At 56.6% G+C, this 26,523-nt stretch carries 30 protein-coding genes; 18 read left to right on the top strand and 12 right to left on the bottom strand.

The features are described 5' to 3' along the window. The first annotated feature begins 27 nt into the window (after nucleotides 1-27). From OAN307_RS14220 to cysE, 14 genes are all read left to right on the top strand, one after another. The gene (locus OAN307_RS14220; RefSeq protein WP_015500380.1) at nucleotides 28-1,215 is read left to right on the top strand and encodes a phage major capsid protein; all 1,188 of its coding nucleotides are present in this window, start codon (nucleotides 28-30) and stop codon (nucleotides 1,213-1,215) included. A 166-nt stretch (nucleotides 1,216-1,381) separates the two neighbouring features. Then, entirely contained in the window at nucleotides 1,382-1,981 is a 600-nt protein-coding gene (locus tag OAN307_RS14215; RefSeq protein ID WP_044043789.1) for a head-tail connector protein, read from the top strand. Then, complete coding sequence (locus tag OAN307_RS14210; RefSeq protein ID WP_015500378.1) at nucleotides 1,981-2,316, top strand: head-tail adaptor protein; 336 nt, start codon at nucleotides 1,981-1,983, stop codon at nucleotides 2,314-2,316. Before OAN307_RS14215 ends, OAN307_RS14210 begins: the two co-directional genes overlap by 1 nt. Continuing rightward, on the top strand, nucleotides 2,313-2,723 hold the full coding sequence (locus OAN307_RS14205) for a DUF3168 domain-containing protein (protein ID WP_015500377.1): 411 nt from the start codon (nucleotides 2,313-2,315) through the stop codon (nucleotides 2,721-2,723). The genes OAN307_RS14210 and OAN307_RS14205 overlap by 4 nt, the downstream gene beginning before the upstream one ends. A gap of 50 nt (nucleotides 2,724-2,773) precedes the next feature. Beyond that, nucleotides 2,774-3,190 carry a phage major tail protein, TP901-1 family gene (locus OAN307_RS14200; protein WP_015500376.1) on the top strand — a complete coding sequence of 139 codons (417 nt, stop codon included), beginning with the start codon at nucleotides 2,774-2,776 and terminating at the stop codon, nucleotides 3,188-3,190. Beyond that, entirely contained in the window at nucleotides 3,190-3,516 is a 327-nt protein-coding gene (locus tag OAN307_RS14195; RefSeq protein WP_015500375.1) for a gene transfer agent family protein, read from the top strand. The genes OAN307_RS14200 and OAN307_RS14195 overlap by 1 nt, the downstream gene beginning before the upstream one ends. Beyond that, nucleotides 3,513-3,740 carry a rcc01693 family protein gene (locus OAN307_RS14190; protein ID WP_015500374.1) on the top strand — a complete coding sequence of 76 codons (228 nt, stop codon included), beginning with the start codon at nucleotides 3,513-3,515 and terminating at the stop codon, nucleotides 3,738-3,740. The genes OAN307_RS14195 and OAN307_RS14190 overlap by 4 nt, the downstream gene beginning before the upstream one ends. Next, a complete protein-coding gene (locus tag OAN307_RS14185) occupies nucleotides 3,733-4,392 on the top strand; it encodes a phage tail tape measure protein (RefSeq protein WP_044043788.1) in 660 nt (219 codons plus the stop codon). Before OAN307_RS14190 ends, OAN307_RS14185 begins: the two co-directional genes overlap by 8 nt. 14 nt (nucleotides 4,393-4,406) lie before the next feature. Further along, nucleotides 4,407-5,039 carry a DUF2460 domain-containing protein gene (locus tag OAN307_RS14180; protein WP_015500372.1) on the top strand — a complete coding sequence of 211 codons (633 nt, stop codon included), beginning with the start codon at nucleotides 4,407-4,409 and terminating at the stop codon, nucleotides 5,037-5,039. Next, nucleotides 5,036-5,920, top strand: coding sequence for a DUF2163 domain-containing protein (locus OAN307_RS14175; RefSeq protein ID WP_015500371.1), 885 nt, complete (start codon nucleotides 5,036-5,038; stop codon nucleotides 5,918-5,920). Before OAN307_RS14180 ends, OAN307_RS14175 begins: the two co-directional genes overlap by 4 nt. A gap of 2 nt (nucleotides 5,921-5,922) precedes the next feature. Beyond that, nucleotides 5,923-6,366, top strand: a complete 444-nt coding sequence (locus OAN307_RS14170) for an NlpC/P60 family protein (protein WP_015500370.1) — start codon at nucleotides 5,923-5,925, stop codon at nucleotides 6,364-6,366. A 5-nt stretch (nucleotides 6,367-6,371) separates the two neighbouring features. After that, nucleotides 6,372-10,298: a baseplate multidomain protein megatron gene (locus tag OAN307_RS14165; RefSeq protein ID WP_015500369.1), complete on the top strand. Its 3,927-nt coding sequence runs from the start codon at nucleotides 6,372-6,374 to the stop codon at nucleotides 10,296-10,298. 10 nt (nucleotides 10,299-10,308) lie between these two features. Continuing rightward, nucleotides 10,309-10,596: a DUF7742 family protein gene (locus OAN307_RS14160; protein WP_044043783.1), complete on the top strand. Its 288-nt coding sequence runs from the start codon at nucleotides 10,309-10,311 to the stop codon at nucleotides 10,594-10,596. Nucleotides 10,597-10,672: 76 nt separating this feature from the next. Continuing rightward, nucleotides 10,673-11,482, top strand: a complete 810-nt coding sequence (gene cysE / locus OAN307_RS14155; protein WP_015500368.1) for a serine O-acetyltransferase — start codon at nucleotides 10,673-10,675, stop codon at nucleotides 11,480-11,482. Nucleotides 11,483-11,687: 205 nt separating this feature from the next. Here the strand turns inward: cysE and OAN307_RS14150 are convergent, their stop codons facing one another. From OAN307_RS14150 to pdhA, 3 genes are read right to left on the bottom strand one after another with little or no spacing between them, the layout of a single operon-like run. After that, complete coding sequence (locus OAN307_RS14150) at nucleotides 11,688-12,974, bottom strand: pyruvate dehydrogenase complex dihydrolipoamide acetyltransferase (RefSeq protein ID WP_015500367.1); 1,287 nt, start codon at nucleotides 12,972-12,974, stop codon at nucleotides 11,688-11,690. Nucleotides 12,975-12,986: 12 nt separating this feature from the next. After that, nucleotides 12,987-14,366, bottom strand: coding sequence for a pyruvate dehydrogenase complex E1 component subunit beta (locus OAN307_RS14145; RefSeq protein WP_015500366.1), 1,380 nt, complete (start codon nucleotides 14,364-14,366; stop codon nucleotides 12,987-12,989). Then, entirely contained in the window at nucleotides 14,366-15,382 is a 1,017-nt protein-coding gene (gene pdhA, locus OAN307_RS14140; RefSeq protein WP_044043780.1) for a pyruvate dehydrogenase (acetyl-transferring) E1 component subunit alpha, read from the bottom strand. The genes OAN307_RS14145 and pdhA overlap by 1 nt, the downstream gene beginning before the upstream one ends. A gap of 164 nt (nucleotides 15,383-15,546) precedes the next feature. Here pdhA and OAN307_RS14135 point away from each other — a divergent pair, with 164 nt between their 5' ends. Beyond that, complete coding sequence (locus OAN307_RS14135) at nucleotides 15,547-16,038, top strand: GNAT family N-acetyltransferase (RefSeq protein WP_015500364.1); 492 nt, start codon at nucleotides 15,547-15,549, stop codon at nucleotides 16,036-16,038. Here the strand turns inward: OAN307_RS14135 and OAN307_RS14130 are convergent. From OAN307_RS14130 to OAN307_RS14120, 3 genes are all read right to left on the bottom strand, one after another. After that, on the bottom strand, nucleotides 16,028-16,324 hold the full coding sequence (locus OAN307_RS14130; RefSeq protein ID WP_015500363.1) for an FtsB family cell division protein: 297 nt from the start codon (nucleotides 16,322-16,324) through the stop codon (nucleotides 16,028-16,030). The genes OAN307_RS14135 and OAN307_RS14130 overlap by 11 nt on opposite strands. Before the next feature lie 167 nt (nucleotides 16,325-16,491). After that, a complete protein-coding gene (locus OAN307_RS14125; RefSeq protein ID WP_015500362.1) occupies nucleotides 16,492-17,379 on the bottom strand; it encodes a fructose bisphosphate aldolase in 888 nt (295 codons plus the stop codon). 135 nt (nucleotides 17,380-17,514) lie between these two features. After that, nucleotides 17,515-18,693: a phosphoglycerate kinase gene (locus OAN307_RS14120; protein ID WP_015500361.1), complete on the bottom strand. Its 1,179-nt coding sequence runs from the start codon at nucleotides 18,691-18,693 to the stop codon at nucleotides 17,515-17,517. A gap of 138 nt (nucleotides 18,694-18,831) precedes the next feature. On the opposite strand from OAN307_RS14120, the gene OAN307_RS14115 reads away from it, so the two are divergent. The 3 genes from OAN307_RS14115 to OAN307_RS14105 all read left to right on the top strand — a co-directional run bounded on the left by OAN307_RS14115 (nucleotide 18,832) and on the right by OAN307_RS14105 (nucleotide 20,987). Further along, nucleotides 18,832-19,338: a peptidylprolyl isomerase gene (locus tag OAN307_RS14115; RefSeq protein WP_015500360.1), complete on the top strand. Its 507-nt coding sequence runs from the start codon at nucleotides 18,832-18,834 to the stop codon at nucleotides 19,336-19,338. Continuing rightward, nucleotides 19,331-19,927 (top strand): peptidylprolyl isomerase, encoded by a 597-nt coding sequence (locus tag OAN307_RS14110; RefSeq protein WP_015500359.1) that lies wholly within the window; start codon nucleotides 19,331-19,333, stop codon nucleotides 19,925-19,927. The genes OAN307_RS14115 and OAN307_RS14110 overlap by 8 nt, the downstream gene beginning before the upstream one ends. Before the next feature lie 88 nt (nucleotides 19,928-20,015). After that, nucleotides 20,016-20,987, top strand: a complete 972-nt coding sequence (locus OAN307_RS14105; protein ID WP_015500358.1) for a DUF3179 domain-containing protein — start codon at nucleotides 20,016-20,018, stop codon at nucleotides 20,985-20,987. Between the two features lie 56 nt (nucleotides 20,988-21,043). Here the strand turns inward: OAN307_RS14105 and OAN307_RS14100 are convergent, their stop codons facing one another. The 6 genes from OAN307_RS14100 to OAN307_RS14075 all read right to left on the bottom strand — a co-directional run bounded on the left by OAN307_RS14100 (nucleotide 21,044) and on the right by OAN307_RS14075 (nucleotide 26,462). After that, nucleotides 21,044-22,420: a protein adenylyltransferase SelO gene (locus OAN307_RS14100; RefSeq protein WP_044043776.1), complete on the bottom strand. Its 1,377-nt coding sequence runs from the start codon at nucleotides 22,418-22,420 to the stop codon at nucleotides 21,044-21,046. Nucleotides 22,421-22,503: 83 nt separating this feature from the next. Then, on the bottom strand, nucleotides 22,504-22,953 hold the full coding sequence (locus tag OAN307_RS14095; protein ID WP_015500356.1) for a GNAT family N-acetyltransferase: 450 nt from the start codon (nucleotides 22,951-22,953) through the stop codon (nucleotides 22,504-22,506). 424 nt (nucleotides 22,954-23,377) lie between these two features. After that, a complete protein-coding gene (locus OAN307_RS14090) occupies nucleotides 23,378-23,920 on the bottom strand; it encodes a CBS domain-containing protein (RefSeq protein WP_015500355.1) in 543 nt (180 codons plus the stop codon). 86 nt (nucleotides 23,921-24,006) lie between these two features. Continuing rightward, nucleotides 24,007-24,951: a nucleoside hydrolase gene (locus tag OAN307_RS14085; protein ID WP_015500354.1), complete on the bottom strand. Its 945-nt coding sequence runs from the start codon at nucleotides 24,949-24,951 to the stop codon at nucleotides 24,007-24,009. Nucleotides 24,952-25,086: 135 nt separating this feature from the next. Continuing rightward, on the bottom strand, nucleotides 25,087-25,296 hold the full coding sequence (locus OAN307_RS14080; RefSeq protein ID WP_044043773.1) for a hypothetical protein: 210 nt from the start codon (nucleotides 25,294-25,296) through the stop codon (nucleotides 25,087-25,089). Further along, nucleotides 25,293-26,462, bottom strand: coding sequence for an aromatic ring-hydroxylating oxygenase subunit alpha (locus OAN307_RS14075; RefSeq protein ID WP_015500353.1), 1,170 nt, complete (start codon nucleotides 26,460-26,462; stop codon nucleotides 25,293-25,295). Before OAN307_RS14075 ends, OAN307_RS14080 begins: the two co-directional genes overlap by 4 nt. Nucleotides 26,463-26,523: the final 61 nt, after the last annotated feature.

The raw sequence follows: 26,523 nt of genomic DNA, 5'->3' as shown, positions 1-26,523 counted from the left end.
CCACCCATTGATCAAGAGGATCTGAACATGACCAAACCCGAAGCTACGGCTCGGGCCGTGGAAGATACGCCTTCTCCGGCCCAGGAACTAAAGTCCGCAATGGCAGGATTTGTAACCGATTTCAAAGACTTCACGACTGATATTCAAACCAAGATGAAAGAGCAGGATGACCGAATGACCAAACTTGACCGTAAATCTATGACTTTTGGCGCACGTCCCGCGCTGGCCACTATTGCAAGCGTTGAAGCGCCGCACCAGAAGGCGTTTGAAGCCTATTTGCGGTCTGGCGATGATGATGCGCTTCGTGGTCTTGAACTGGAAGGTAAATCGCTGTCGTCTGCTGTGGCAGCTGATGGCGGCTATCTGGTGGATCCGCAGACGTCTGCGTTCGTTCAATCGACGCTGGCATCTACCGCGTCGATCCGTGCCATCGCCAATGTCGTGAACGTGGAAGCCACGTCGTATGATGTGCTGATTGATCACACTGAAATGGGCGCTGGTTGGGCGACTGAAAACGATCCGACAGCCGAAACTGGCACGCCGCAGATTGATCGTATTACGATTGGTTTGCACGAGCTTTCTGCGCTGCCAAAAGCGTCGCAGCGATTGTTGGACGATTCAGCGTTCAACATTGATGAATGGCTTGCAGGCCGTATCGCTGACAAGTTTGCGCGCTCAGAAGCGGCGGCGTTCGTGAACGGCAATGGCGTCGATAAGCCCACTGGTTTTTTGACGGTGCCACAGGTCGACGATGACGTCTGGGTCTGGGGCAATATCGGCTACGTAGTGTCAGGTGCGGACGGTGATTTTGCAGGTGCCGAGGCGCTGATCGATCTGGTCTACGCGCTTGGTGCAGAATACCGCGCCAACGGCACGTTCGTGATGAATTCCAAGACCGCAGGGGCTGTGCGCAAGCTGAAGGACAACGATGGCCGTTTCTTGTGGTCAGACGGTCTGGTCGCGGGCGAACCCGCACGTTTGCTGGGCTATCCGGTTCTGATCGCTGAAGACATGCCTGACATTGCTTCCGATGCAACGGCGATTGCGTTTGGTGATTTCGGCACGGGATATACCGTGGCCGAACGCCCTGATCTGCGTGTCCTTCGTGACCCGTTCAGTGCCAAGCCACATGTGTTGTTCTATGCAACCAAGCGCGTTGGTGGTGCCGTGTCCGATTACGGCGCGATCAAGCTTCTCAAGTTCGGCCTGTCCTAAGGGCTGAGGGGGACGGGGGCGCCTTTTTGAGGTGCCCTCGGGTCCGGGTGCGTGCGTTACGCGAGTTAACCCTCGCGTTGTCCAGCTGCTTCCTTCCGTCCGAGCAATGCGGGGGGCACGCGCCCGGGTTTTTATGAATTTTTCCATCCGATTTCGGAGAGAGTCCATGATGTTGATAGAAGAAACCACAGTGCCTACAGGCGCGTTGCCGGTTGCCTTTTTCAAAGAACACCTGCGCCTTGGATCGGGCTTCTCCGATGATGGATTGCAGGATGATCTGTTGGAGAGTTTCCTGCGTTCGGCGCTCGCTGCGATTGAGGCGCGCACAGGTAAGGCGTTGATAGAACGCACCTTTAGCTGGTCGGTGACGCGGTGGCGCGACAGCGGCGCTCAGGCGCTGCCAATTGCGCCCATCAGTGCAATCTTTGACGTCGTCATGCTGGACCGCTTGGACAACGAGGAGGTTGTCGATGCAAACAGCTACCAATTGCGGCCTGATATGCAGCGCCCGGTTTTGGCGGCCGTTGATACGTGTTTGCCGAGCATTGGTCGGACCGATACGGCACGTATTCGCATGCTCGCAGGGTTTGGTCCCGAATGGATCGATTTACCAGCTGACCTGCGCCAAGCGGTGCTTTTGTTGGCTGCGCATTACTATGAATATCGCCATGAAATTCAGTATGATGGCGGCTGCATGCCTTTTGGCGTGAGCGCGTTGATTGAACGCTACCGCACGCTGCGGTTGCTGGGCGGGGGGGCTGCCTGATGGCCCCGCGTTTAAACCGCCAACTGGTGTTGGAAACCCCGACGCAGATCGCGGACGGGGCCGGTGGTTACACGCAAGGGTGGGCCGCATTGGGCACTGTTTGGGCCAATTTAACTGCGCGCACGGGTCGTGAAGCTGCAGGCATTGCTGCCCCGCTCAGCCGTGTGGCGTGCAAAATTATTGTCCGTGCCGCCCCTGTGGGGTCTGACGCGCGTCCGAAAGCCAACCAGCGATTTCGCGATGGTCTGCGCATGTTCGTGATCCTCGCTGTGGCAGAGGAGGGTCCGGACGCGCACTACCTTATGTGCACCGCGCAAGAGGAGACAGTGGCATGAGTTATGGCGTTTCAGCAGCATTGCAGACAGCGGTTTATCAAGCACTTGTGACCGACGCAGCGCTTGGAGCGTTGGTTGGATCAGACATTTATGATGCGTTCCCAACGGGCACGTTGCCAGCGCTTTATGTGGCGCTGGGGCCGGAGTTGGTCAAAGACCGATCTGACAAAACCGGTGGCGGTGCGACACATGAATTCACGGTGTCTGTCGTGACGGAAAATGCGGGCTTTGCGACGGCCAAACAAGCGGCGGCGGCGGTGTCTGATGCGTTGGTGGATGCCGCGTTGACGCTAAACCGCGGTACGTTGATTGCGCTGAATTTCTTTCGCGCCAAAGCGGTGCGGGTTGGAACCGCGGGTCAGCGGCGCATTGATCTGACGTTCAAGGCTATTGTGCAGGATGACTGATGATTCTGCATCCCGAATGATTTAATTTCAACACTTATGGAGTATTCGATATGGTAGCTCAAAATGGCAAGGATCTATTGATCAAGATCGATATGACGGGTGATGGCCTGTTTGAAACCGCGGCAGGCCTGCGGGCCACGCGGATCAATTTCAACGCGGAAACCGTGGATGTGACGTCGTTGGACAGCACAGGTGGCTGGCGCGAAGTGTTGGGTGGTGCAGGTGTAAAAACCGCGTCCATCAGCGGGTCGGGTGTGTTCAAAGACGAGAGCACGGACGAACGGGTGCGTGAGATTTTCTTCGATGGTGAGACACCTGATTTTCAGGTCATCGTGCCTGATTTCGGTACCATCGAAGGGCCGTTTTTGGTGAGCTCTATTGAGTATTCGGGCGCGCATAACGGCGAGGCGACATATGAAATGTCGCTGACGTCGGCTGGTGAGATTACCTTTACAGCGTTCCCATAATGGATGTTGTTGCGCCGCATAACCCATGGGCCGGAGAGGTCGCGCTGGTCGTTGATGGGCAGGCGCGCACTTGCAAGCTGACGCTCGGCGCGTTGGCGGAGCTGGAGGCAGCTTTGGCAACGGATACACTGGTCGAACTGGTTAAACGGTTCGAAAGTGGCGGGTTTTCGACCCGTGATGTGCTGGCGTTGATTGTTGCTGGTTTGCGGGGTGGGGGCTGGCAAGGATCGGCAAGCGATCTGGTGAGTGCCGAGATTGAGGGCGGCGTTGTGCGGGCGGCTGAGGCGGCGGCAGAATTGCTGGCACGCGCGTTTGCCACGCCATGACTGGATCAACTTCGGGACTGGATTGGCCAGGATTGATGCGTGCAGGACTATGCGGTTTGGGGCTGAAACCACATGATTTTTGGAGCCTGACACCAGCTGAGTTGTGGCTGATGTTGGGGCCAGAGGCGGGTGAAATGCCGATGGACAAAACGCGGTTGGACGAGTTGAGCCGCAGCTTTCCTGATGTGGGACGTGAGTTGGATATTGGAGCAGATGATGGATGATATTGACGGGCTCGACGCCCTAGAAAGTGAAGCCAAAGCGCTAGAGCAGACGTTGGGATCGGTGACGGCAATGACGGACGCGTTTGACAGCCAGTTGGGGCGTATGAAGGCCACATTGGGCGAAACGACGCGCGATCTGGGCAATCTGGAGCGCGGATTTTCTGGTGGGTTGCGCAAGGCGTTTGACGGCTTGGTCTTTGACGGTCGGTCGTTATCGGATGCTTTGGCAACGGTTGGTGAAGCAATGTCGCGCACAGTTTATAACAATGCGTTGAAACCAGTGACGGACCACTTTGGCGGGCTGCTTGCGGGGGGGGTCAATTCGTTGGTGGCCAGTTTGACACCGTTCGAGGCCGGTGGCGCATTCAGCCAAGGCCGCGTCATGCCGTTTGCCAAGGGCGGCGTTGTATCGGGTGCGACGAGTTTCCCGATGCGCGGCGGCACTGGATTAATGGGTGAGGCGGGACCGGAGGCGATCATGCCATTGACCCGTGGCGCTGACGGCAGCTTGGGCGTCACGGTGCAGGGCGGTCAGGCGGTCAATATCACCATGAATATTAGCACGCCGGATGTGGCCGGTTTCAAGCGCAGCCAGAGCCAGATTGCGGCGTCGGTTGGCCGGGCTTTGGGTCGTGGTCAGCGCAATCGCTAGGAAGGATCAAACAGATGAGTTTTCATGAAGTACGGTTTCCCTCGACGTTGAGTTTTGGTGCCCTTGGAGGCCCAGAACGGCGCACGGAAGTGGTGACGTTGGCCAACGGATTCGAGGAACGCAACACACCATGGGCACATTCGCGCAGGCGCTATGATGCGGGTCTGGGGCTGCGGTCGTTGGATGACGTCGGGGTGATTATTGCCTTCTTTGAGGCGCGTCAGGGGCAAATGTTCGGGTTTCGTTGGAAAGACTGGTCAGACCACAAGTCTGCCAGACCGAGCCGCGCAATCACCGGGGATGATCAGGTGCTGGGGATGGGTGACGAAGTCCGGTCTGAATTTCAGATTGTTAAGAATTATAATTCTGGGACAGAGACCTATGTACGACCCATCAGCAAACCTGTTACGGGCACTGTGTTGGTTTCAGTCAGCGGGGAGCCGCAAGTTGAAGGTGTTGACTACACTGTTGATGTCACCACGGGTGTGGTCACATTCAACCATCCGCCTGACCTTCAGGCGGTCGTGACGGCGGGATATGATTTTGATGTCCCGGTGCGGTTTGACACCGACGCGATCATCACATCAATGTCGACGTTTCAGGCTGGTGAAGTGCCGGATGTTCCGGTGGTCGAGGTGCGGGTATGACCGAGTTTCAGGCGCATCTGGACACTGGCGTCACCATGCTGGCGCGCTGCTGGGCGGTCGTGCGGCGCGATGGCACGACGTTTGGTTTTACCGACCATGATCGTGCGCTGACGTTTGGTGGCATCAAATTCAAGGCGGACGTGGGGATGACCGCGCGCGCGATAATGTCTGCAACTGGATTGTCGGTTGATAATTCAGAAGCGATGGGCGCGCTGAGCGACGGGACCATCACTGAGGCCGATATTGAGGCGGGTCGTTTTGATGGGGCAGAGGTCAAGGCCTGGCTGGTGAATTGGGCAGAAGTGGAAACACGCACTTTGCGGTTTGCGGGCACAATTGGCGAGTTGCGCAGATCCGGTGGCGCCTTTCATGCGGAATTGCGCGGGCTCACCGAACTGCTGAACCAACCGCAAGGCCGTGTCTATCAAACGCCGTGTTCGGCGATTTTGGGTGATCGGGATTGCGGGTTTGATTTGGATACCGATGGTTTTGCAACCGAGATAGCGGTTGAGGGGCTGCAGGAGCGTCGCCGGTTTACGTTCACTAATATGGCGGGGTTTGAACCAGCGTGGTTTGAGCGTGGGCGTTTGCGCGTGATGTCGGGTGCGGCTGCCGGGCTGATCGGGCTGATCAAACGTGATCGTTTTATTGGTGAAGCGCGTGAAGTTGAGGTCTGGGAGGCGTTTCGCAAGCAGATTGCGGCGGGTGATCTGATCAGACTTGAGGCGGGCTGCGACAAACGATTTGAAACCTGTCGGTTGAAGTTCAGCAATTTGCCAAATTTCCGTGGGTTTCCTGATATTCCTGGCGATGACTGGTTGGTTAGCACGCCGCTGAGTGGCGGTCAGAACGCAGGCGGAAGTCTGCGACGCAGTGTGTGATTGTGCTTGATATTGTCACGATTGCGCGAACGTGGATTGGTACGCCCTATGTGCATCAGGCTGCGCGTCGCGGTGCGGGATGTGACTGTCTTGGACTGTTGCGCGGCGTCTGGGCCGAGGCCAGCGGCGCCCCGTTGGAGCCAGTTCCGCCCTACACGTCCGATTGGTCAGAACCGCAAGGCGATGAAGTGTTGTGGCAGGCTGTTGCTGATCGATTGATCGCCAAGCCGCGTGATGTGCCGCAGCCCGGCGATGTGTTGTTATTTAGAATGCGGCAGGGGGCGGTTGCTAAACACGTTGGATTGCAGGCCAATACGGGCCAACATGCGACATTTATTCATGCGTATCAGGGGCATGGCGTGCGCGAAAGTACGTTTTCGGCACCTTGGAAACGGCGCTTGGTTGCGCGGTTTTCAACCCCTGAACGCCTTCAGGACAAGGTCTAAACATCATGGCAACGATTGTACTTTCAGCAGCGGGCATGGCGCTTGGTGGGTCTATGGGCGGGTCCGTTTTGGGGCTTGGTATGGCGACGGTTGGTCGGGCCGTCGGCGCAACAGTGGGGCGTGCTATTGACCAGCGGATTATAGGTTCGGGCAGTGATGTCGTTGAAACGGGGCGCGTTGATCGGTTCCGTTTGACGGGGGCCAGCGAAGGGGCCGCGATTGCGCAGCTTTACGGGCGTATGCGGATCGCGGGGCAGGTGATCTGGGCGACTGAATTTGTTGAGGCGACGACGGTATCGGGGGGGGGCAAAGGCGGGCCGAGTAAGCCCAAGACCAAAGAATACAGCTACACCGTGTCGCTGGCGATTGCGCTGTGTGAGGGTGAGATATCGCGCGTTGGCCGCGTCTGGGCCAACGGGGTTGAAATTGCCCGCGATGATTTGAACATGCGGATTTATGCTGGGTCACGCGACCAGCTGCCTGATCCGAAAATGGAGGCCGTTGAGGGCGCTGGCAAAGTGACCGCGTACCGTGGCACGGCCTACGTCGTGTTGGAGGATCTGGATCTTGGGCAGTTCGGTAATCGTGTGCCGCAATTTTCGTTTGAAGTTATGCGCCCGGGCCAGAACAATGGCGATGATGACGGTGACAGTGATGCTGGGGTTCATTCCGATCTTGGGTCCCTTGTGACTGGCGTCGCTTTGGTGCCGGGGACGGGGGAATATTCGTTGGCAACAACGGCTGTCACAGTCTCAAAGGGGTTTGGGCGGCGCGGGTCTGCGAATGTAAACACCCCGTCCGGCAAGAGCGATTATCTGGTTTCTGTTGAGGCGTTGGAAGAAGAGTTGCCGAACTGCGGGTCGGTCACGATGATTGTGTCATGGTTTGGTGATGATCTGCGCTGTGGGGACTGTCAGATCAAGCCCAAGGTAGAACAGACCGAGGCCGACGGAATTGAGATGGCGTGGATTGTTTCTGGCGTCGTGCGGTCAGATGCCGAGGTTGTACCGATGGATATCGGGCGCCCGATTTACGGTGGCACGCCAGCCGATGACGCAGTCGTTGAAGCATTGCGTGATTTGACGGCACGTGGGCAAAAGGCGGTGTTTTATCCGTTCATTTTGATGGAACAATTGGCGGGCAATACGTTGCCCGATCCGTGGGGCGGCGGCGTGGGCCAGCCGCGTCTTCCGTGGCGTGGCCGGATCACCACATCTTTGGCACCTAACGTGGATGGCACGCCGGATCAGACCGCTGTGGCAGATGCCGAAGTTGTGGCGTTCTTTGGCACAGCGCAAGTGTCGGATTTTGCGCTTGTTGCGGGCAAGGTTGTTTACTCTGGCCCTGCTGAATGGTCCTACCGTCGTTTCATCCTGCACTATGCGCATCTGTGTGCGCTGGCGGGTGATGTGGACGGATTTTGCATCGGGTCTGAGATGCGTTCATTGACCCAAATTCGCGGTGCTGTGGGCTTCCCCGCCGTGCAAGCGATGATTGATCTGACGCAAGATGTGCGGTCAGTTTTGGGGCCTGATGTGAAGATCGGCTATGCTGCAGATTGGTCGGAATATCATGGGTATCAGCCAAGCGGGACAGCAGACAAAATCTATCACCTTGATTCGCTTTGGGCGCAGGAAGCCGTTGATTTCATTGGAATCGACAACTACATGCCAATGTCTGATTGGCGTGAGGGTCACGATCATTTGGATGCGAGCTATGGCTCGGCTTACAACCTCGACTACCTTGCGGCGAACGTTGAGGGTGGCGAGGGGTATGACTGGTATTACCATTCCCCCGAGGCGGCCGCCGCGCAAATTCGTACGCCGATCACGGATGGTGAAGGCGAACCGTGGGTTTTCCGCTACAAGGACCTGCGCAATTGGTGGCTGCGTGCGCACCATGACCGCGTGGGCGGCGTTCGCGCAGCCCTGCCAACTGCCTGGGAACCGGGCAGTAAGCCGATTTGGTTCACTGAAGTGGGCTGTGCCGCAGTTGATAAAGGGACCAATGAGCCGAACCGTTTTATTGACCTGAAATCGTCAGAATCTGGCCTGCCACGGGCGTCCAACGGCATTCGCGATGACTATATCCAGATGCAATATCTGCGCGCGTTGTTTCAACATTACTCCAATCCCGTATTGAACCCGACATCGGACGTCACTGGGGTGCAAATGGTTGATCCCAATCGCATTCACGTCTGGGCATGGGATGCGCGGCCATTTCCTGCGTTCCCTGGAAATGCTGACCTGTGGTCGGACAATGTGAACTATTCGCGCGGGCATTGGATCAATGGACGTGCGGCGTCGCGCCCGTTGTCGTCTGTGGTGGCCGAAATTTGCGAGGACGTGGGCATTGCGGCCTATGATGTCAGTGCGTTGCATGGCGTCGTGCGTGGCTATGGTGTCGATGATGTGACAACTGCTCGGTCCGTTTTGCAGCCCCTTATGGTTGCTTACGGGTTTGACGCGATTGAACGGGATGGCGTGTTGGTGTTTCGGACCCGAACGGCACGGCTGGATGCCAACGTGGACAGCGGCACCTTGGTCTATGAGAAAGGCGCTGAGGGCGCGATTGAGTTGACGCGCTCGCAAGAGGCGGAAATTTCAGGTCGTGTTCGCATTGGTTTCGTTGAGGCGGATGCGGATTATGAAGTGCGCACCACCGAGGCGGTTTTCCCCGACGCGCGTGGTCAAACCACGTCCGGATCTGAATTGCCGCTGGTGCTGACGAGCGCTGAGGGTCAGCGCATCGCAGAGCGGTGGTTGAGCGAGGCGCGCGTTGCGCGTGACAGCGCGCGGTTCACGCTGCCACCATCGCTGATGAATGTTGGTGCGGGGGATGTGATCCGCCTGCCGGATGAATACGGCGACGGGCTGTTTCGCATTGATCAGGCTGAACAAACCGACCGTCAGGCCCTTGAAGCGGTGCGGATTGAGCCCGCGATTTATGAACCGCAAGACGTGACAGAAAAGACGTTCAACTTACGCAGTTTCGTCCCATCGGTTCCGGTGGAATTGATGTTGATGGACCTGCCGCTTTTGCGTGGTGACGAAGACCCCGTCGCGCCGTACGTGGCAGCGTCTGGTGTGCCGTGGCCGGGCAGTGTTGCGCTGTATTCTGCGACGCAGAATGCGGGGTACGGGTTGAACCGTTTGCTGACGTTGGCATCGATAATCGGGATGACGCAGACCGCTTTACCAAAGGCGTGCGTCGGGATTTACGATCGCGGTCCGGCGCTGCGGGTGAAGTTGATCCGTGGTGATGTTCAAAGCGTGTCGACAGACCAGATTTTGGGCGGCGCAAACCTTGCGGTGATTGGCGATGGGTCGGCGGACAATTGGGAAGTGTTCCAGTTTGCGCAGGCTGAGATCGTGGGTGTGGATACCTTTGATTTGAGCCTGCGTTTGCGGGGGCAGGCGGGGACAGACGGCATCGTGCCTGTCGACTGGCCAGAAGGGTCGATCTTTGTGCTGTTGAACGGGGTGCCCGAACAGATTGAACTGGCCAGTTCTGCACGCGGGGTGACACAACATTTCCGCTATGGTCCGGGGACACGCCCGCTGAGTGATGCAAGCTATCAGTATCGCAGCGATGCCTTTAGTGGCATCGGATTCCGGCCCTATTCGGTGGCGCATTTGCGCGGCGAGTTGCAGGATGGTGATGTCGATTTGACATGGATCCGCCGCGCACGCGTCGGGGGCGACAGTTGGGACACAGAAGAGGTCCCGCTTTCGGAAGCGTTTGAGCGATATATTGTGCGGGTCTTCAACGATGACGTACAGGTGCGCCAGGTGACGGTGTCGGATCCAAGCTGGATCTACACTGCTGCGATGCAGGCCGCTGACGGGATTGGTGCCACGCGTGTCGACGTGGCACAAATGTCTGAAGTGTTCGGTGAGGGGCCGTCGGCTGGTCTAGTATTGGCCAGTTGATGCGATCTATGTGGGGCTGAGCGATCTTGACCTTGCAGCACGTGCATTGTTGGCGTTACCGCAGGACACTTGGGCCGCGGCGGCGGGCCAGCTGATTGAGGCTGCGCACACTGCTGATCTGTGGCGCAAGTGCCATGGGCGCTCGCACCCGGGTGGTGGGACCGGATCGCTTTATGCGCAGGCTAGCTTGCTCCCACGTGATGGGTCGCCACACTCCAGCGCGCGTTATTGTTCGGCACTGCTCGCCGTGTTGCAGGCGCTGGAAATATGGCGCCAGCGGGGTCATCGCGAGGTGTGATGTGCAAGATCACAGCTTTATTCTTGGAATTTACACCCTATGTACTGTAAGAGAATACAACAATGTGAGGTGCGCTATGGCCCAGACAAATCCTAAAATCGCCGAGATTGATCCGGTTTGGCAGCGCATTTGCAATGAGGCCGAGGATGCGATCCGCAACGAGCCGCTGATTGGTGGCTTTGTGCATACGTCTGTTTTGCACCACAAATCGCTTGAACGTGCGCTGGCGTACCGTATTTCGATGAAGCTGGCATCGTCCGAAATGTCGGATCAAATGCTGCGCGAGATTGCCGATCTTGCCTATGCGTCCGATCCGTATTTGGCCGAGGCCGCACGCGCGGATATTGTTGCGATCTATGACCGCGATCCCGCAAGTCATCGGTTTTTGCAGCCGCTGTTGTTCTTCAAGGGCTTTCAAGCTGTTCAAGCCTATCGAATTGGTAACGCGTTGTGGAAACAGGGTCGTAAAGATCTTGCCTATTACGTGCAGATGCGGATTTCTGAGATTTTCGGTGTGGATATTCATCCCGGTGCGACCATCGGCAAGGGGCTGATGATCGACCACGCCCACTCAATCGTGATCGGTGAGACGGCTGTGGTCGGGGACAACGTGTCGATGCTGCATTCGGTCACTTTAGGGGGCACCGGCAAAGAAGAAGAGGACCGTCACCCCAAAATCGGCGATGGCGTATTGATTGGGGCTGGAGCGAAGATTCTTGGCAATATCACTGTTGGCCATTGCAGCCGGATTGCGGCAGGGTCCGTGGTGTTGGAAGATGTCGCGCCTATGAAGACCGTGGCTGGTGTTCCGGCCAAAGTTGTGGGCGAAGCGGGCTGTTCGCAGCCGTCGCGCACGATGGATCAGTTGTTGCGCACGCACGGATAAGGTTTGTGCGTGCCGCGATAGGGGGGGGGGGGGCGCCTGCGGCGCGCAAGAAAAGTGGGGGCCAGCCCCCATCGCTGTGCGACGCCCCTGGGATATTTTTGAGACAAAGACTGAGTGAGTCAGAAAGAAGGGCTGCGCGGAGTGATCCGGCGCGGCCCTTTTGTTTCCGTTTAGGAGTGTTCTATTCGAGCATACCCGTCTTGCCTTAGGCGAGCATACCCATTGGGTTTTCGAGATTGGCTTTGATCGCATTCAGCAGGTTCGCGCCCATCGCGCCATCAATCACACGGTGATCAACGGACAATGTCGTGGACATGATCGTCGCGACTTTAATTTCGCCGTCTGCTCCGACGATTGGCTTTTTCGCGCCAGCGCCGACGGCCAAGATGCCGGAGTGGGGTGGGTTGATGATTGCATCAAAGTTGTCGATGCCAAACATCCCGAGGTTCGAGATCGCAAAGCTGCCCCCTTGATATTCATGTGGCGCGAGTTTGCGCTCACGGGCACGCGAGGCGAGGTCTTTCATTTGTGCGCTAAGCGCTGAAAGGGACTTCGTTTCAGCGTCTTGCAACACTGGTGTGAACAGACCGCCCTCGATTGCCACAGCAACAGCAACGTCCGAGGCTGTCATTTGCAACACATGATCACCGGCCCAAACTGCGTTGGCTTCAGGGATTTCCTGTAATGCCAATGCACAGGCTTTGATGATGAAATCGTTGACTGACAGTTTCACGCCGCGCGGTTCCAGAGTTTTGTTCAGCTGGCTGCGGAACTTTAGCAAGGTGTCGAGTTCGATGTCGCGACGCAGGTAGAAATGCGGCACGGTTTGTTTGGCTTCTGTCAGGCGCGATGCGATAATTTTGCGCATACCGTCGAGTTTGATTTCCTCAAACTTGCGGCCTTCGTACATCTTGATGACCTGTTGGGCGCTTGGGCCTGTCACAGCGACGGCGCTGGATGCTAAAGGAGCAGCAGCTGACGCGGCGGCAGGTTGTGCGGTCGCGTTTTCGACGTCGGCTTTGATGATGCGCCCATGCGGGCCGGAGCCTTTGATTGTTGCAAGATCGAGCCCTTTGTCTTTGGCGATGCGCCGTGCAAGTGGTGTTGCAAACAGGCGTGAGCCGTCCTTTGCAGCGGGCGCAGGGGCGGCAGACGTTGTCGCAGCGGCCTCGGCAGGTGCTACAGTATCAGCCACACCAGCAGCTTCGGCCTTTGGGGCGGGCGCTGCGGACGCAGATGACATTTCCTCGCCTTCTTCGCCAATAATGCAGATCGGCGTGTTTACTTTTACGCCTTCTGTGCCTTCCGCGACCAGAATTTTGCCGATAATGCCTTCGTCGACAGTTTCAAATTCCATCGTCGCCTTGTCGGTCTCAATCTCGGCAATCAGGTCGCCGGATTTGACTTCGTCGCCTTCTTTGACCAGCCATTTGGCCAGGGTGCCTTCCTCCATTGTGGGGGACAGCGCGGGCATGAGAATTTCGATAGCCATTGTCTGTGCTCCTTAACGGTAGGTGACTTTTTTCACGGCGGCGATCACGTCGTCTGTCGTCAGCAGTGCTTGTTTTTCAAGGTTGGCAGCATAAGGCATCGGCACATCTTTGCCAGTGCAATTGATCACTGGCGCGTCGAGGTAATCAAATGCCTCTTGCATGATCGTAGCACCGAGGTGGTTGCCGATGGACCCGACGGGCCAGCCTTCTTCGACTGTCACGCAACGGTTTGTTTTCTTAACGGATTCTAGGATCGTTGCATAATCAATCGGGCGCAGGGTGCGCAGGTTAATGACTTCCGCAGAAATCCCTTCAGCAGCCAGTTTTTCTGCGGCTTCCAGCGCGTAGGTCATGCCGATGCTGAACGATACAATTGTCACGTCTGTGCCTTCAACTTCGACCTTGGCCTTACCGAACGGAATGGTGAAATTATCCGTCACGGGCACTTCGAACGAACGACCGTAGAGGATTTCGTTTTCAAGGAAGATGATAGGGTTGTTGTCGCGAATGGCAGTTTTCATTAGGCCCTTGGCGTCGGATGCTGAATATGGCGACACAACCTTTAGGCCGGGAACCATCGCATACCATGCAGTGTAATCCTGGGAATGCTGGGCACCGACGCGAGCGGCCGCCCCGTTTGGACCGCGAAACACCATTGGCGCGCCCATCTGCCCGCCCGACATATACAATGTCTTGGCCGCAGAGTTGATGATCTGATCAATCGCCTGCATCGCGAAGTTCCACGTCATGAATTCGACGATTGGACGTAAGCCACCAAACGCCGCACCAACGGCGATACCAGCAAAGCCGTGTTCAGTGATCGGCGTGTCGATGACGCGTTTGTCGCCGAATTTATCCAGCATGCCTTGCGATATCTTATAGGCACCTTCGTATTCGGCGACTTCTTCACCGATCAGGAACACGTTTTCGTCGCGCTCCATTTCTTCGATCATCGCTTCATTGAGGGCCTCACGGACCGTCATCGATTTCATTTCAGTGCCAGCCGGCCAGTCAGGTGACGTGTCGGATGGCGCAAATTCGATCGCGCTTGATGATGCCACAGCGGGGGAGGCGGGTGCCTTGTCTGCTGGCGTGTCTTCTTGTCTAACGGGCGCTGTAGGCGTTGAGGCTGCGGCTGACATGTCCTCGCCTTCGTCACCGATGAGGGCGATGGGGGTGTTCACCTTCACGCCTTCGGTGCCCTCGGGAATCAAGATTTTTCCGACGATACCTTCGTCCGTCGCCTCAAATTCCATTGTCGCCTTGTCGGTTTCAATCTCGGCCAAGATGTCGCCGGATTTAACTGTGTCGCCTTCTTTGACGAGCCATTTTGCCAGTGTGCCTTCTTCCATCGTCGGGGAAAGCGCGGGCATAAGAAGTTCGATAGCCATTATGCTGTCTCCTGCGGCAGAGTATCTTCTGCGTAGATGTCGGTCCAAAGTTCGTCCAAATGCGGCTCAGGGCTTTCTTTGGCAAATTCGGCGGCCTCATTGACGGTGGCTTTGATCTCTTTGTCGATCGCCTTGAGGTCGTCTTCAGTGGCGTGCTTTCCGGTCAGCAGCAGGCTGCGGACTTGCTCAATCGGGTCACGTTCCTCGCGCATTTTCTGCACTTCGTCACGGGTACGATATTTGGCGGGGTCGGACATGGAATGACCACGGTAGCGGTATGTTTTGACTTCAAGAACATAGGGGCCCGCGCCGGAACGGCAGTGCGCCACGGCTTTTTCGGACGCTTCTTTCACGGCCAGAACGTTCATCCCGTCGACAATTTCACCGGGGATGCCAAAGGCTTCACCACGGGTATAAAGATCGGGGGTCGACGTCGAACGCGCTTGGCTGGTGCCCATGGCGTACTGGTTATTTTCGATTACAAAAATCACCGGCAGGTCCCAAAGGGCGGCCATGTTGAATGTTTCGTAGACTTGACCTTGGTTCGCTGCGCCATCGCCAAAATATGTAAACGTCACATTGTCGTTGCCGCGATATTTATCTGAAAATGCGAGGCCCGCGCCAAGTGGTACGTTCGCCCCGACGATTCCGTGACCGCCGTAAAAGTGTTTTTCTGCGGAAAACATGTGCATCGAGCCACCCTTGCCTCTGGAGTAGCCATCTTGGCGCCCCGTTAGCTCAGCCATGACACCTTTGGGATCCATCCCGCAGGCCAGCATGTGACCGTGGTCGCGGTATGTCGTAATGCGTTTGTCGCCTTCCTTTGTTGCGGCCTCAAGGCCGACAACGACGGCTTCTTGGCCGATGTAAAGGTGGCAGAACCCGCCGATCAGACCCATGCCATAAAGCTGGCCAGCCTTTTCTTCGAATCGACGAATAAGAAGCATCTCACGGTAATAACCGAGCAATTCTTCAGCAGAAACATTTGGTTTCTTTAACGTTTTCTTGGCGGGCATGCGTCCTCCAGTGGGGTCTGCGAAAGGTCTACAAAATATAGTTTAGTATTAAACTATCTCCTACAGGGGTAAACCGCAAAAATCGACAGCCAATGTGACGATGGGGCAAGACCCCGTTGAATTGCCGCCTTGCGCCCAGCGCATAGGGGCTGCAAAACAGGCCTATGAAGTGGAAAATCAGACAAGAAGCCGATGCAGATATCGACGCGATTACCGATATTGTGAACCGTGCTTTTGCGGGCAAAGCCTACGCAGGGGGCGATGAAGCGGATATTCTGAACGGCTTGCGGGACGGCGGCGGGCTTGTGTTGTCGCTTGTGGCAGTCCTGAAAGGGAACATCATCGGGCAGGTTGCCCTGTCGCCCGCAAAGATTGGCACGCAGCGGTACCTATGTGTCGGCCCCCTTTCGGTTACGCCGCAACATCAAGGGCAGGGCGTGGGGTCAGCTTTGATGGGCCATGCGCTGGGGGTGGCGCAGTCGTTGCACCGTGACGGGATCGTGCTTGCGGGGGACGCCAATTATTATGCGCGCTTTGGGTTCGAAAAAGCCGCTTCCGTGACCCATCCGGGGAAACTTGCAGATCACATTCTGGTGTTGCCGTTCACGGGCGCGCCTGCGGGCGGTGTCACGTTCCACCCAGCTTTTAACGAATAACGATTTCGTCGGTGCGGATCATGCCCAGCATGTCGCGGGCCTGTTCATCCAACAGATCAAGATCAAGGAATGTGTCAGACAAGCGGCGTGTCAGGTTTTCCAATCGGTCGACTTGCGTTTGCAACAAGGCCAGTTCTTGTGTCAACGCGCGACCTTCGGCGTCAATTTCAGCCCGTTTGAACACACCAAAATCACCCTGCACAGCGGCAAAAGTGAAATAGAGCCCCAGCATCAGGGCGCCCGAAAAGTAAAGTAGGACGCCGATTGGCGCGCGTCTGCGGTTCATGTGTCTCTGCCTCACTTTGCAAACTCGAACGGTTCACTTGGGGCCAGAATCGCACATATGATTCGTCTTGGGAATCCCCTTTATGTGGGGGATGACAGGTATTTTTCGCGTAGGTATAGACTTTCGCCGAAAGTCTGTGCGCAAATCCTTTGAACGGATTTGGTGGCTTACGCGATTGAGGCCGCAAAAATGCTGTCGATGGTCCGGCCAAGTGTTGCCTTGAATTCGTCGTCGGACTGGTGCGCTGACAGGCCTTCGGTCAAGGCACGGCTGAAGCTGGCGACGATGGACGGGTTTTTGGACAGGCGTTCGTTGGCTTCATCGCGTGAAAAGCCACCAGAAAGCGCCACGACCTTCAGGCATGCAGGATGGTCGGCGAGTATTTTGTATTGGCCCGCAACCTCTGGCAGCGACAGTTTCAACATCACTTGCTGGCCGTCGGACAGGGCGTCCAGATGGCGTAAAAGCGTGTCACGCAGCATATCTTCGGCCTGCGCCTTGTCGGTGATGGTGATATTAATCTCTGGTTCAAGGATCGGCATCAGCCCGTGGCTGGTGACCTGTGCGCCAAGTTCGAATTGCTGCGCAACGATGGCGTCGATGCCGGACTGCGACGCCGCGTGGATGACCGAGCGTTCTTTCGTGCCGAAGACGCCGTGCGCCACTGCGCGTTGCAACAGATGGTCCAAGTTCGGGATCGGTTTTAGCAGTTGCACGCCGTCGGATTCAACCTCAAGACCCTTGTCGATCTTCAGGAACGGAACGACGCCGTTGTCTTGCCATAGTGCGGCAGCAGACGGTTTGCCGCCAATGTCGCGATCCATCGTCATTTCAAACAGGATCGCGCCAATGACTTTGTCGCCGCTGAAGCTGGGGGCGTTAACGATGCGTGCACGCATGTTGTGGATCAAGTCGAACATTTGATCGTCATTGGAATAGGCAGCCTCGGACACACCGTAGGCCATTAGCGCCTTGGGGGTGGACCCACCCGATTGATCCAGCGCGGCGATAAAGCCTTGGCCGTTGCGGATTAAGTCGGTCATCGCATTGGTCATGTGGGCGGTCCTTTTGATGCATTGAAGTGCTACATACTGGACGGCCAAAGGTGCAACAATTATGGTTGCGCTAACTGGTCGCGCTAACAGGGGGCTGGTGTTGCTTATCCACCTCCGCCGTTAACCATCTCCCTTTTAACCACCAAGGACCGCGACACCGGGGAGTGTCTTTCCCTCCATCCATTCTAGAAAAGCCCCGCCCGCCGATGAGATATAGGTGAAATCATCCGCCACGCCCGCAAGGTTAAGCGCAGCCACGGTGTCGCCGCCACCCGCCACAGTGATCAGGTTGCCGGATTTGGTCAGGTCCGCAGCAGCTTTGGCCGCAGCAAAAGTGGCCTTGTGGAACGGGTCAATTTCGAACGCACCAAGGGGGCCGTTCCAGATCACGGTCTTGGCGGTTTCAAACAGTGTCTTGATCTGGGCGACGGATTTCGGGCCCGCATCAAGGATCATCATATCGGGTGGACAGGCGTCAGCGGCGACAGTTTGGTTCGCCGCACCTGTCTTGAATTCAGCAGCCACGACTACGTCACATGGCAGCAAAAGGCTGCAATTGGCCGTCTTCGCCTTTGCCATAATGTCCTGCGCCGTCCCTGCAAGATCATGTTCGCATAAGGATTTCCCTACATCGTGACCCTGCGCGGCCAAGAACGTGTTGGCCATGCCACCACCGATGATGATTGAATCGACGCGTGCGATCAGGTTGCCGAGCAGGTCGAGCTTCGTTGACACTTTCGCGCCGCCAACCACAGCCACAACGGGGCGCTGCGGATCGCCAAGCGCCTTTTCCAAAGCGTCAAGTTCTTCGGCCATCAAGCGTCCCGCACAATTGGGCAACAATTCCGCCACGCCCGTGGTGGAGGCATGGGCGCGGTGTGCAGCCGAAAATGCATCGTTGCAAAACACATCGCCCAAACCCGCCAGAAATCCAGCCATTTTGGGGTCATTGGCTTCTTCCATTGCGGAAAAGCGGGTGTTTTCGATCAGGATCACCGCATCTGCTGGTGCCGCGTCAATGGTGGCGCGATCGGGGCGTTCAATGAATGTCACAGCGCGGCCAAGAACCTTTTCCAGTGTCGGGATGGTTACTTTCAACGACATCTCAGGCACATATTCGCCTTTGGGGCGACCAAAGTGCGCCAGCAGGACGGGCTTGCCACCCTTGCGAAGAATATTCATGATCGTTGGCTTGATCCGTTCGATCCGCGTGGCATCAGTTACAACGCCACCCTTAACAGGGACGTTGATATCAACCCGCGTCAGCACCACTTTGCCTGCCAAATCCATGTCGTCGAGTGTGTTCCAGCTCATGATGCTCTCCTGTCAATGTTGTCATGTCATGGGCAATCGGTGTCGCATGGTCAACCGCGTCTTGGAATCGCATCTTGGAATCGGGGGCGACCCGCACTAGGTAATGCGGCAATGTATTCAAGTTAAGGAGCCTTAAAGATGGCCGAGATCAAAGACCCAGAAAACACGATCCTGATGGAATTGAGCAATGGGACCGTTACCATTGAATTGCTGCCAGACATCGCACCAAAGCATGTTGAGCGTATGAAAGAGCTCGTGCGTTCGGGTGCCTATGACAACGTGGCGTTCCACCGCGTCATTGACGGTTTCATGGCGCAGACTGGCGATGTCGCCAATGGCAACATGGAAAACGATTTCAACATTGGCCGCGCTGGCACAGGTGGGTCCGACATGCCCGATCTTCCTGCTGAATTTTCCAAGATCCCGCACGCACGTGGGTCCATTGGTGCGGCGCGTTCATCCAGCCCGAATTCGGCCAACAGCCAGTTTTTCATCAACTTTGGCGACAATGATTTTCTGAACGGCCAGTACACGGTGTACGGCATGGTGTCGTCGGGCATGGAACATGTAGACAAGCTCACCCGTGGTGAGCCGCCAACGGCCCCCGACCGGATGATTTCGATGAAGGTCGCCGCAGATGCTTAAGGGCGCAGTTTTTGCGACACTTCTGGCAGGGGCTGCAGGCGCTGACGGCATTGGGATTGATGTGACGGGTGATGCGACTGGGACGGTTTTCATTGACTTGTTTGAAGATATTGCACCGCTTCACGCGGCACAAATCACCGCTTTGGCGGCAGACGGGGCCTATGATGGCGTGGTGTTTCACCGCGTGATTGATGGCTTTATGGCACAGACGGGCGACGTTCAGTTTGGCGATATGACGGATGATCAGTTTGATATGCGCCGCGCAGGCACGGGCAGTTCCGAGCTTAACGATATCGCGCTTGAGGCGACGACAGAGCTGTCGTTCACCCGTGGCATGGTCGGCATGGCGCGGTCGCAGAACCCGAACTCGGCCAACAGCCAGTTTTTCATCATGTTTGATGATGGTGCGTTCTTGGACGGTCAATATACCATTGTTGGTGAAGTGGTCGCTGGCATGGACGTGGTTGACGCGATCAAACTTGGCGACGGGCCAAATGGCGCGGTGATCGGTGACGCTGATGCGATGGATGTTGTTCGCGTGATCAGCGCTGATGAGCTGACCGAAATCGTAGACGCTGCGACGCAATAGATCGCGGCCAAATCACAATGACGTTGAGGGGCTAGGCAGAGATGTCTGGCCCCTCTTACGTTTAGGGGGAACAAATGGGAGAAATTCGATGCGCGTTTTAGCACTGGTGGTATCACTGATGGCGACAGGTTTTGCATCTGGCGTTTGGGCCAGCCCGGAATTCTGGCGCAACGAATGGCCGAATACGGATTTTGAGAATACCAACGTTGAAAGCTGGGTGGAAATTATGTCCGGTGGGCCGCCGAAAGACGGTATTCCTGCGCTGGATGACCCGTCGTTTATTTCCGTCTCAGATGAGGCAGAACTGACGGCCCGTGAACCTGTTATCACATTGGAAATACAAGGGGAAACCCCGCGCGCCTATCCGATCCGCTTTTTGATTTGGCATGAGATTGTGAATGACGAGGTCGGCGGAATTCCCGTCGCGGTGACGTTCTGCCCGCTGTGCAATTCTGGCATCACGTTTGATCGGCGCACCGATGCGGGCGTTCTGACATTTGGTGTGTCTGGCAAGCTGCGAAATTCCGATATGATCATGTTTGATCGTGAAACCGAAAGCTGGTGGCAGCAAGCCATTGGGGAAGCCATCGTCGGCGATTTGACAGGAACCGAGCTGCAAACACTGCCATCATGGATGGAAAGCTGGTCAGAGTTCGAAGCGCGCAATCCCGACGGTTGGGTCATGGCCGAGCCTGATTTTCCGCGCAACTATGGCGCCAATCCCTATGTGCAATATGACAGTTCCAACCGACCGTTCCTGTATTCCGGTGAGATGCCGCCACATGATATTCCAGCGCTTGCCCGGGTTGTGCGTGTCGGGGACGCTGCTTGGCCGATGACGCGGGTCGCAGCGGCTGGTGAAATTACGGAAAACGGTGTCGTGCTGAGTTGGACCGCCGGGCAAGCGTCGGCGCTTGATACGCAAGACATCGGAAGGGGGCGCGATGTGGGCACTGTGCGGGTGCGTGATGCGGCGGGCAATGATCTGGCCCACGACGTGATGTTCGCCTTTGCCTATGATGCGTTCTGGCCCGATGGGGCGTGGATGCTGGCGGAATAACTTCTGATGGCGTTCAAATCGCTGCGTGGGTTAGGTATTTAAGAACCAAAGAAGCGTTAAGTTCCGCAGAAGGTTTGATGTATTTTCTCAGCCTCTTTAGGGGGATGTGCGTAATCCGCATTTGGTGTGAACGGGTCCTGAAGTGCTGCGAGCATGGCGTGGAAGGGTGCGAAATTTCCTATTGTGGCTGCGGTGATTGCCTGTTCGATCTTATGGGTGCGCGGGATGATCGCGGGATTGGTTTTGCGCCACAGCGCGTCATTCGGCTTGGCCGCGCGCCATGTCGCGTGCCAGTCAGGGTAGGCGGTTTCAGTTTCGTCCAAAGCATTGAACGTGTTGGTAAAGTCCGCGCCAGCGTCGGCCATATGCACCAGCAGGTCTTTGGCCAGTGCAGTGGTGTCGTCGTTTTGTGGCAACCCAAGTTTTGGCGCAAAGGCTTTGGCCCATTCATAATCGAACAGGGTTGGGAATTGGTTAAGACGGGCGGTGAAATCTTCTACGGCTGTGTCGGTGTCGGGCATGATCTGCACCAAGGACGTCGCAAATTGCGCGAGATTCCAGTGGGTTATCGGTCCTTGATTGCTGTAGGCATAGCGCCCTTGGCGATCGATGGAACTGAACACAGTATCCGGGTGATAGCTGTCAATAAAGGCACAGGGGCCGTAGTCGATGGTTTCGCCCGCTATCGCGACGTTGTCGGTGTTCATTACACCGTGGATAAAGCCCACTGACGTCCATTTTGCCACCAGTGTTGCGTGCTTTTGCATCACCATTTCAAACAGTTGCAAGGGGTCTTTGGCGTCGGGGTAATGGCGGTTTATTGTGTATTCTGTCAGCATTTTCAATGCCTCAACGTCGCGCTGGGCGGCAAAGTATTGGAAGGTTCCGACACGGATGTGGGACGCGGCGACGCGGGTTAGGATGGCGCCGGGTAGGCGGCCTTGTTCGCGCCCAATAGAGTCGCCAGTTGTCACCGCAGCCAGTACCTTTGTTGTTGGAATATCAAGAGCGTGCATGGCGCATGACATCAGGTATTCGCGCAACACGGGGCCGACCCAAGCGCGCCCGTCGCCGTTGCGCGAATAGGGCGTCGGGCCGGAGCCTTTGAGTTGGATGTCGACGCGACCAGATGGCGTGTTGATTTCGCCCAAATGCAAAGCGCGACCATCACCGAGTTGCGCCGAAAACCCGCCAAACTGGTGGCCCGCGTAGACTTGGGCGAAGGGCGTTGCGTTGTCAGGAATATCGTTTCCTGAGAACAAGTTAGCTGCGTCTTCATCGGTCATGCCCGACGTATCCAGCCCCAGTTCAGCGGCCAGCGCATGGTTGAACACGATGAGGTTCGGGGCGCTGACGGGGGCCGCGTCCAGCTTGGAATAAAACCGCGCCGGTAGGGTCAGATATGTCGTATCAAACGGGATGTTCAGGGGCATTTTTGAGGGCCTTTGGTGGTTTGGCATACAGCGTACACAACGCGTACACATCCTGTACACAGGCGATCTGCATATATTTTTAGTTAGAGCATCCGCGTCATCAGGGAATAGCGATCACGCAACTTGAAATGGGCCCGCGTATAAAGCCGCTGTGTGGCATCATCGCTGCGGTCCGTCTGAACGTGCAACGCCTTGACGCCAACATCCGCGAGGCTGGACGAGATCGCCATCAACACTTCGGATGCGATGCCGCGTTTGCGCACGCTGGGGCGGATGAACAGTTCATCGACAAAGGCATCCAGGCCGCCCATTTCCATCGACCAGCCAAATGTGATGATCGTGTAGCCTGTTGGGGCTTTGGAGGGGCCGAACACCCATGCCGCCCCAAGTGGCGAGCCTTGCAGAAGTGGCATCAGCGCGGCGCTACGTTGATCGTCGCTCCGCTCAATGCCGTATTCAGCGTGGAAGGCTGCGATTAGCGTCAACAGGCGCGGTTGGTCTTCGGGTTTGGCAAGGTGAATGGCGGTGGTCATAGCGGCAGCCTTTGGGATGGTGAAATCAGTCCATACTCTTTGCTATGTAGAAAGGACAGACGGGTTGAAAGTCTGCCTTTCTGGTTGGGTGTTTGTCACTCATCCGGATCAGGCTTCGCTTGGCAGGTTGGTTGATGCCATGGACTGGGTCGTTTCAAAGCCGCATTGGTGCAATTGGGTAATATAGCTGCGGTTTCGATGGACGCGCCCACCAGTCCGCGCGGCTTTGATAAGTGTGGGCCACCCGATCACGACTGCAGTTTGTCGAAATTAACGTCAGTCTTGGGGATGGTGAAGCCGCTTTTTAGCGTCTGACGCGCCAAAGGCATCGCCGCATTGGCTGGCAGCATTACGACCGGTTTGCAGGATGCTGTTAGACAAGCAAATGGTCGCAATGCGCGCTAGGACGATATCGCCCGATGGCTTAATTTATAAAGCTTATAACCAGAACCATGAGCAATGAATACAACGCGAGGCCACCACCAATCAGGAAGAAGGGCCAATTCTTGGTGACGGTTGCCGTCGCGATTGATTTCATTTGGTACATCAAATCCGGCCACGTGTAGGACACGAAATCACCCTGAGTGAAGACAGCTTTGATTTGTCCGTTATCATCTACAACAGGAAGACGTCGGAACCGTTCATTGGACATTATCCTGAGCCAGTCCAGCATATCGTCGGATTCACTTGCCACGCGCGGGTCTTTTGTCATTATGTCAGACACGGCGGTCTTACGGGCATCCAGTTCTAGGGCGACCAGCTTGTTCATCACATCGCGTTCGGTGACGACGCCAAGAACCTTTTTGTCAGGGTCAACGACGATGACAGCCCCGAAATTCTTTTCGGACATCGAGGTGACAGCGTCAAAGATGCTGGTGTCGGGTGAACAGGTCAGTGGCCGCTGTTTTGATTTATACTCAGGCCGGTCCATGAGGCGATTGCCGGGGCGGCTGACTCTATCTGGCATGATTTTGATCCCTCTATTCTATGCTGTAGCAAACTGTAGCACTTGAAAATCACCTGACAAGTAAGACGGGCATCAATATCGTTGTTTTACCCCAGACGCGCCAAACGTTCTGCCAGCAATGCAAAGAAGCCGTCAGCGTCGATGTCACCCATGAATGTGCAGTTGGGTGCGCGGTCTGTAACGCCCCACCAGTCGGCAACGGTCATGCCCATGGTCAGCTCACTTTGGGTTTCGATTTCCACGTTGATGTGGCGGCCGGTGAACAGGCTTGGGGCGATCAGGTAGGCGATGACGGTGGGGTCGTGCAGCGGTGCGCCATCCGAGCCGTATTTTCCCTTATCGAAGCGTTCGAAAAAGTCGGTCCATTCGGCGGTCATGCGGCCGACTTCGGTGCCCATGGCGCGAAAGGTGTCGACGCGGGCTTTGGTGGTCAGGGCTTTGTGGGTCACATCCAGCGGCATCACGGTCAGCGGCAGGCCGGACTTAAACACGATGTCGGCGGCGTGTGGATCAACATAGATGTTGAATTCAGCTGTCGGGGTAATGTTGCCGCCCGCAAAAAAACCACCGCCCATGAGAACGATTTCAGCAATGGCCAGTTTGATGTCAGGGGCGCGTTGCAGGGCGGTTGCGATATTGGTCAGTGGGCCGAGCGGGCACAGCGTGATTGATTTTTCGGGTGCTGCGCGCAGCGTGTCGATAATCCAATCCACCGCGTGTTGGTCTTGCAGGGGCATGGTTGGCGTGGCCAGTTGCGGGCCGTCCAATCCGGTTTTGCCATGCACGTGTTCGGCGGTGACCAGCGGGCGGTTCAGCGGCCTGTCACAGCCCGCAAAGACCAGCGTGTCGGGAAAGCCCGCCAATTCACAGATGATGCGGGCATTCTTTTGGGTCAAGTCAAGCGGCACGTTGCCCGCGACGGTGGTGACGCCAAGGACGTTGACGTCTTCAGGAGAGGCCAAAGCCAGCAAGATCGCCACGGCGTCATCTTGGCCGGGGTCCGTGTCGATGATGATGTTGCGCGGGGTCATGGCGTGTCCTGTCGATTAAACATTATTTGTCAGACATTTATCAGGTGCTGCGCAGAAGGGAAAGGTGATGGGTCTTTGTCTCACAAATATCCCGGGGGTGCGAAGCGGGGGCAGCGCCCCCTTGGGATTTTACGGCTAGACGCGGCCGTGTTCAGAAAGCCGTGCGTGAAGGCGGGTGATATCGGCGTGCCCAAAGTCCAGCGCGAAGATATAGGCATGGGTGAGGAAGAAGCACGCGGCGTCCACTGTGGCGGCCTGATCTGCCGCAGATTCATAGAGCGTCACCAAGGCCGAGCTGTCACCACAGGCGTGTGCGTTGATAAGTTGGGTGTTGAGGTCATTCATGTGCCCGCAATGGCGCCCATTTTTGCAGCAACCCAATCATGAAAGCAATGCGTCGGGCTGTCCATCACGGGGGAGAAGCGGCCACCGTCAAACCCGATGGCGGCGCGCCCCTTTTGCATGCCTTCAACGACGCCAATGTCTTCTTTGAAGATGTCTTTCCACTGGGCCGTGTTGGTGGCGCGCAGGGCCGCGTCTGTGTCTGGCGATGCGTAATAGATGTGAACGTGTTCGATGGTGTGGTTGGTCGCGGTGGGTTCAAGCAGGATCGCGTAGGCATGTTCGCGCTGGGCGGCGAGCAAGACGTTGGGGTACAGGCAGATGTATTCAGCGCCTTCATCCCATTTGTCAGACAGGCCGGCAAAATCTGGGAAGATTGCACCGTCGTCCCCGGTGAGTTGGCGATAGACCAGTGTGCCTTGGCCGCTGAACGCGCCGGTTCCCGATGAAGAAATTGGCTGTTCGATGTGATAGTGATCTTCAAGCCGTGAATAACTGTTCAGGCCGGGGTGAATCCACGGCAGATGATAGCTTTCGGCGTAGTTTTCCACCGCCAGCTTCCAATTGCACGCCACATCGAGCGCAAATGTGCTGTCCGCGCCGCCATGATAGATTGGGGCCGTGTGTTCATGCCATCGCGCAATAAGGTCAGCGTTGACAACCTCGAACCCATCAGCGGTGCCATCCAGATTGATGAAGACCAAGTCGCGCCAGATATGGCTGCGCACTTCGATCAGACCGAGGTCTTCTTTAACAATCGCATCATGGGTGTTGTGACCGGGGCCGCCGACATGGGGGGTTGAGACAAGCGTGCCTTTGGTCGAATAGCACCACGAATGATAGGGGCAGCGGATGGCGCCTTCGATCCTGCGGGGCGTATCCACAAGGATCATGCCACGGTGCCGGCAGATGTTTTGGAACACCCGCACGTCGCCGTCTTTATCGCGCAGCAGCAACAGCGGGATGCCGAGGAATTCTAGCGGTTTTGCGTCGCCGTTTTCCGGGACGTCTGCCCCGACGGCAAGACCGGCCCATGATGCGTGGAGCACCGCGCGGCTTTCGGATTTGAACACATCTGGATCGGTGTAATGTGCGTTAGGCAGCCCGTTTGCTGTGGATACTGGGCGGCGAACCGATGAGAGATCGATCGCGGTTTGATTTTGGGCCATGGTGATGTCCTTTGCGCGGCGCTGGGCAAAATTTAACACAATCAGCGCGCCTGATCTGGCA

This window comes from Octadecabacter antarcticus 307, from assembly GCF_000155675.2.
In the GTDB taxonomy this organism is placed as follows: domain Bacteria; phylum Pseudomonadota; class Alphaproteobacteria; order Rhodobacterales; family Rhodobacteraceae; genus Octadecabacter; species Octadecabacter antarcticus.
Note: the sequence above shows the minus strand (reverse complement) of the source record. Positions and strands in the feature narration are given on the sequence as shown.

What these genes read in the sequence shown, in the direction of transcription:
- OAN307_RS14175 (WP_015500371.1), top strand. Translation starts at nt 5,036, where the DNA reads ATGACCGAGTTTCAGGCGCATCTGGACACTGGCGTCACCATGCTGGCG.
- OAN307_RS14080 (WP_044043773.1), bottom strand. Translation starts at nt 25,296, where the DNA reads ATGAATGACCTCAACACCCAACTTATCAACGCACACGCCTGTGGTGAC.
- OAN307_RS14215 (WP_044043789.1), top strand. Translation starts at nt 1,382, where the DNA reads ATGATGTTGATAGAAGAAACCACAGTGCCTACAGGCGCGTTGCCGGTT.
- OAN307_RS14210 (WP_015500378.1), top strand. Translation starts at nt 1,981, where the DNA reads ATGGCCCCGCGTTTAAACCGCCAACTGGTGTTGGAAACCCCGACGCAG.
- OAN307_RS14095 (WP_015500356.1), bottom strand. Translation starts at nt 22,953, where the DNA reads ATGACCACCGCCATTCACCTTGCCAAACCCGAAGACCAACCGCGCCTG.
- OAN307_RS14075 (WP_015500353.1), bottom strand. Translation starts at nt 26,462, where the DNA reads ATGGCCCAAAATCAAACCGCGATCGATCTCTCATCGGTTCGCCGCCCA.
- OAN307_RS14205 (WP_015500377.1), top strand. Translation starts at nt 2,313, where the DNA reads ATGAGTTATGGCGTTTCAGCAGCATTGCAGACAGCGGTTTATCAAGCA.
- OAN307_RS14150 (WP_015500367.1), bottom strand. Translation starts at nt 12,974, where the DNA reads ATGGCTATCGAAATTCTCATGCCCGCGCTGTCCCCCACAATGGAGGAA.
- OAN307_RS14185 (WP_044043788.1), top strand. Translation starts at nt 3,733, where the DNA reads ATGGATGATATTGACGGGCTCGACGCCCTAGAAAGTGAAGCCAAAGCG.
- OAN307_RS14145 (WP_015500366.1), bottom strand. Translation starts at nt 14,366, where the DNA reads ATGGCTATCGAACTTCTTATGCCCGCGCTTTCCCCGACGATGGAAGAA.
- OAN307_RS14130 (WP_015500363.1), bottom strand. Translation starts at nt 16,324, where the DNA reads ATGAACCGCAGACGCGCGCCAATCGGCGTCCTACTTTACTTTTCGGGC.
- OAN307_RS14190 (WP_015500374.1), top strand. Translation starts at nt 3,513, where the DNA reads ATGACTGGATCAACTTCGGGACTGGATTGGCCAGGATTGATGCGTGCA.
- pdhA (WP_044043780.1), bottom strand. Translation starts at nt 15,382, where the DNA reads ATGCCCGCCAAGAAAACGTTAAAGAAACCAAATGTTTCTGCTGAAGAA.
- OAN307_RS14200 (WP_015500376.1), top strand. Translation starts at nt 2,774, where the DNA reads ATGGTAGCTCAAAATGGCAAGGATCTATTGATCAAGATCGATATGACG.
- OAN307_RS14090 (WP_015500355.1), bottom strand. Translation starts at nt 23,920, where the DNA reads ATGCCAGATAGAGTCAGCCGCCCCGGCAATCGCCTCATGGACCGGCCT.
- OAN307_RS14085 (WP_015500354.1), bottom strand. Translation starts at nt 24,951, where the DNA reads ATGACCCCGCGCAACATCATCATCGACACGGACCCCGGCCAAGATGAC.
- OAN307_RS14120 (WP_015500361.1), bottom strand. Translation starts at nt 18,693, where the DNA reads ATGAGCTGGAACACACTCGACGACATGGATTTGGCAGGCAAAGTGGTG.
- OAN307_RS14165 (WP_015500369.1), top strand. Translation starts at nt 6,372, where the DNA reads ATGGCAACGATTGTACTTTCAGCAGCGGGCATGGCGCTTGGTGGGTCT.
- OAN307_RS14220 (WP_015500380.1), top strand. Translation starts at nt 28, where the DNA reads ATGACCAAACCCGAAGCTACGGCTCGGGCCGTGGAAGATACGCCTTCT.
- OAN307_RS14180 (WP_015500372.1), top strand. Translation starts at nt 4,407, where the DNA reads ATGAGTTTTCATGAAGTACGGTTTCCCTCGACGTTGAGTTTTGGTGCC.
- OAN307_RS14195 (WP_015500375.1), top strand. Translation starts at nt 3,190, where the DNA reads ATGGATGTTGTTGCGCCGCATAACCCATGGGCCGGAGAGGTCGCGCTG.
- OAN307_RS14115 (WP_015500360.1), top strand. Translation starts at nt 18,832, where the DNA reads ATGGCCGAGATCAAAGACCCAGAAAACACGATCCTGATGGAATTGAGC.
- OAN307_RS14100 (WP_044043776.1), bottom strand. Translation starts at nt 22,420, where the DNA reads ATGCCCCTGAACATCCCGTTTGATACGACATATCTGACCCTACCGGCG.
- OAN307_RS14125 (WP_015500362.1), bottom strand. Translation starts at nt 17,379, where the DNA reads ATGACCAATGCGATGACCGACTTAATCCGCAACGGCCAAGGCTTTATC.
- OAN307_RS14105 (WP_015500358.1), top strand. Translation starts at nt 20,016, where the DNA reads ATGCGCGTTTTAGCACTGGTGGTATCACTGATGGCGACAGGTTTTGCA.
- cysE (WP_015500368.1), top strand. Translation starts at nt 10,673, where the DNA reads ATGGCCCAGACAAATCCTAAAATCGCCGAGATTGATCCGGTTTGGCAG.
- OAN307_RS14135 (WP_015500364.1), top strand. Translation starts at nt 15,547, where the DNA reads ATGAAGTGGAAAATCAGACAAGAAGCCGATGCAGATATCGACGCGATT.
- OAN307_RS14110 (WP_015500359.1), top strand. Translation starts at nt 19,331, where the DNA reads ATGCTTAAGGGCGCAGTTTTTGCGACACTTCTGGCAGGGGCTGCAGGC.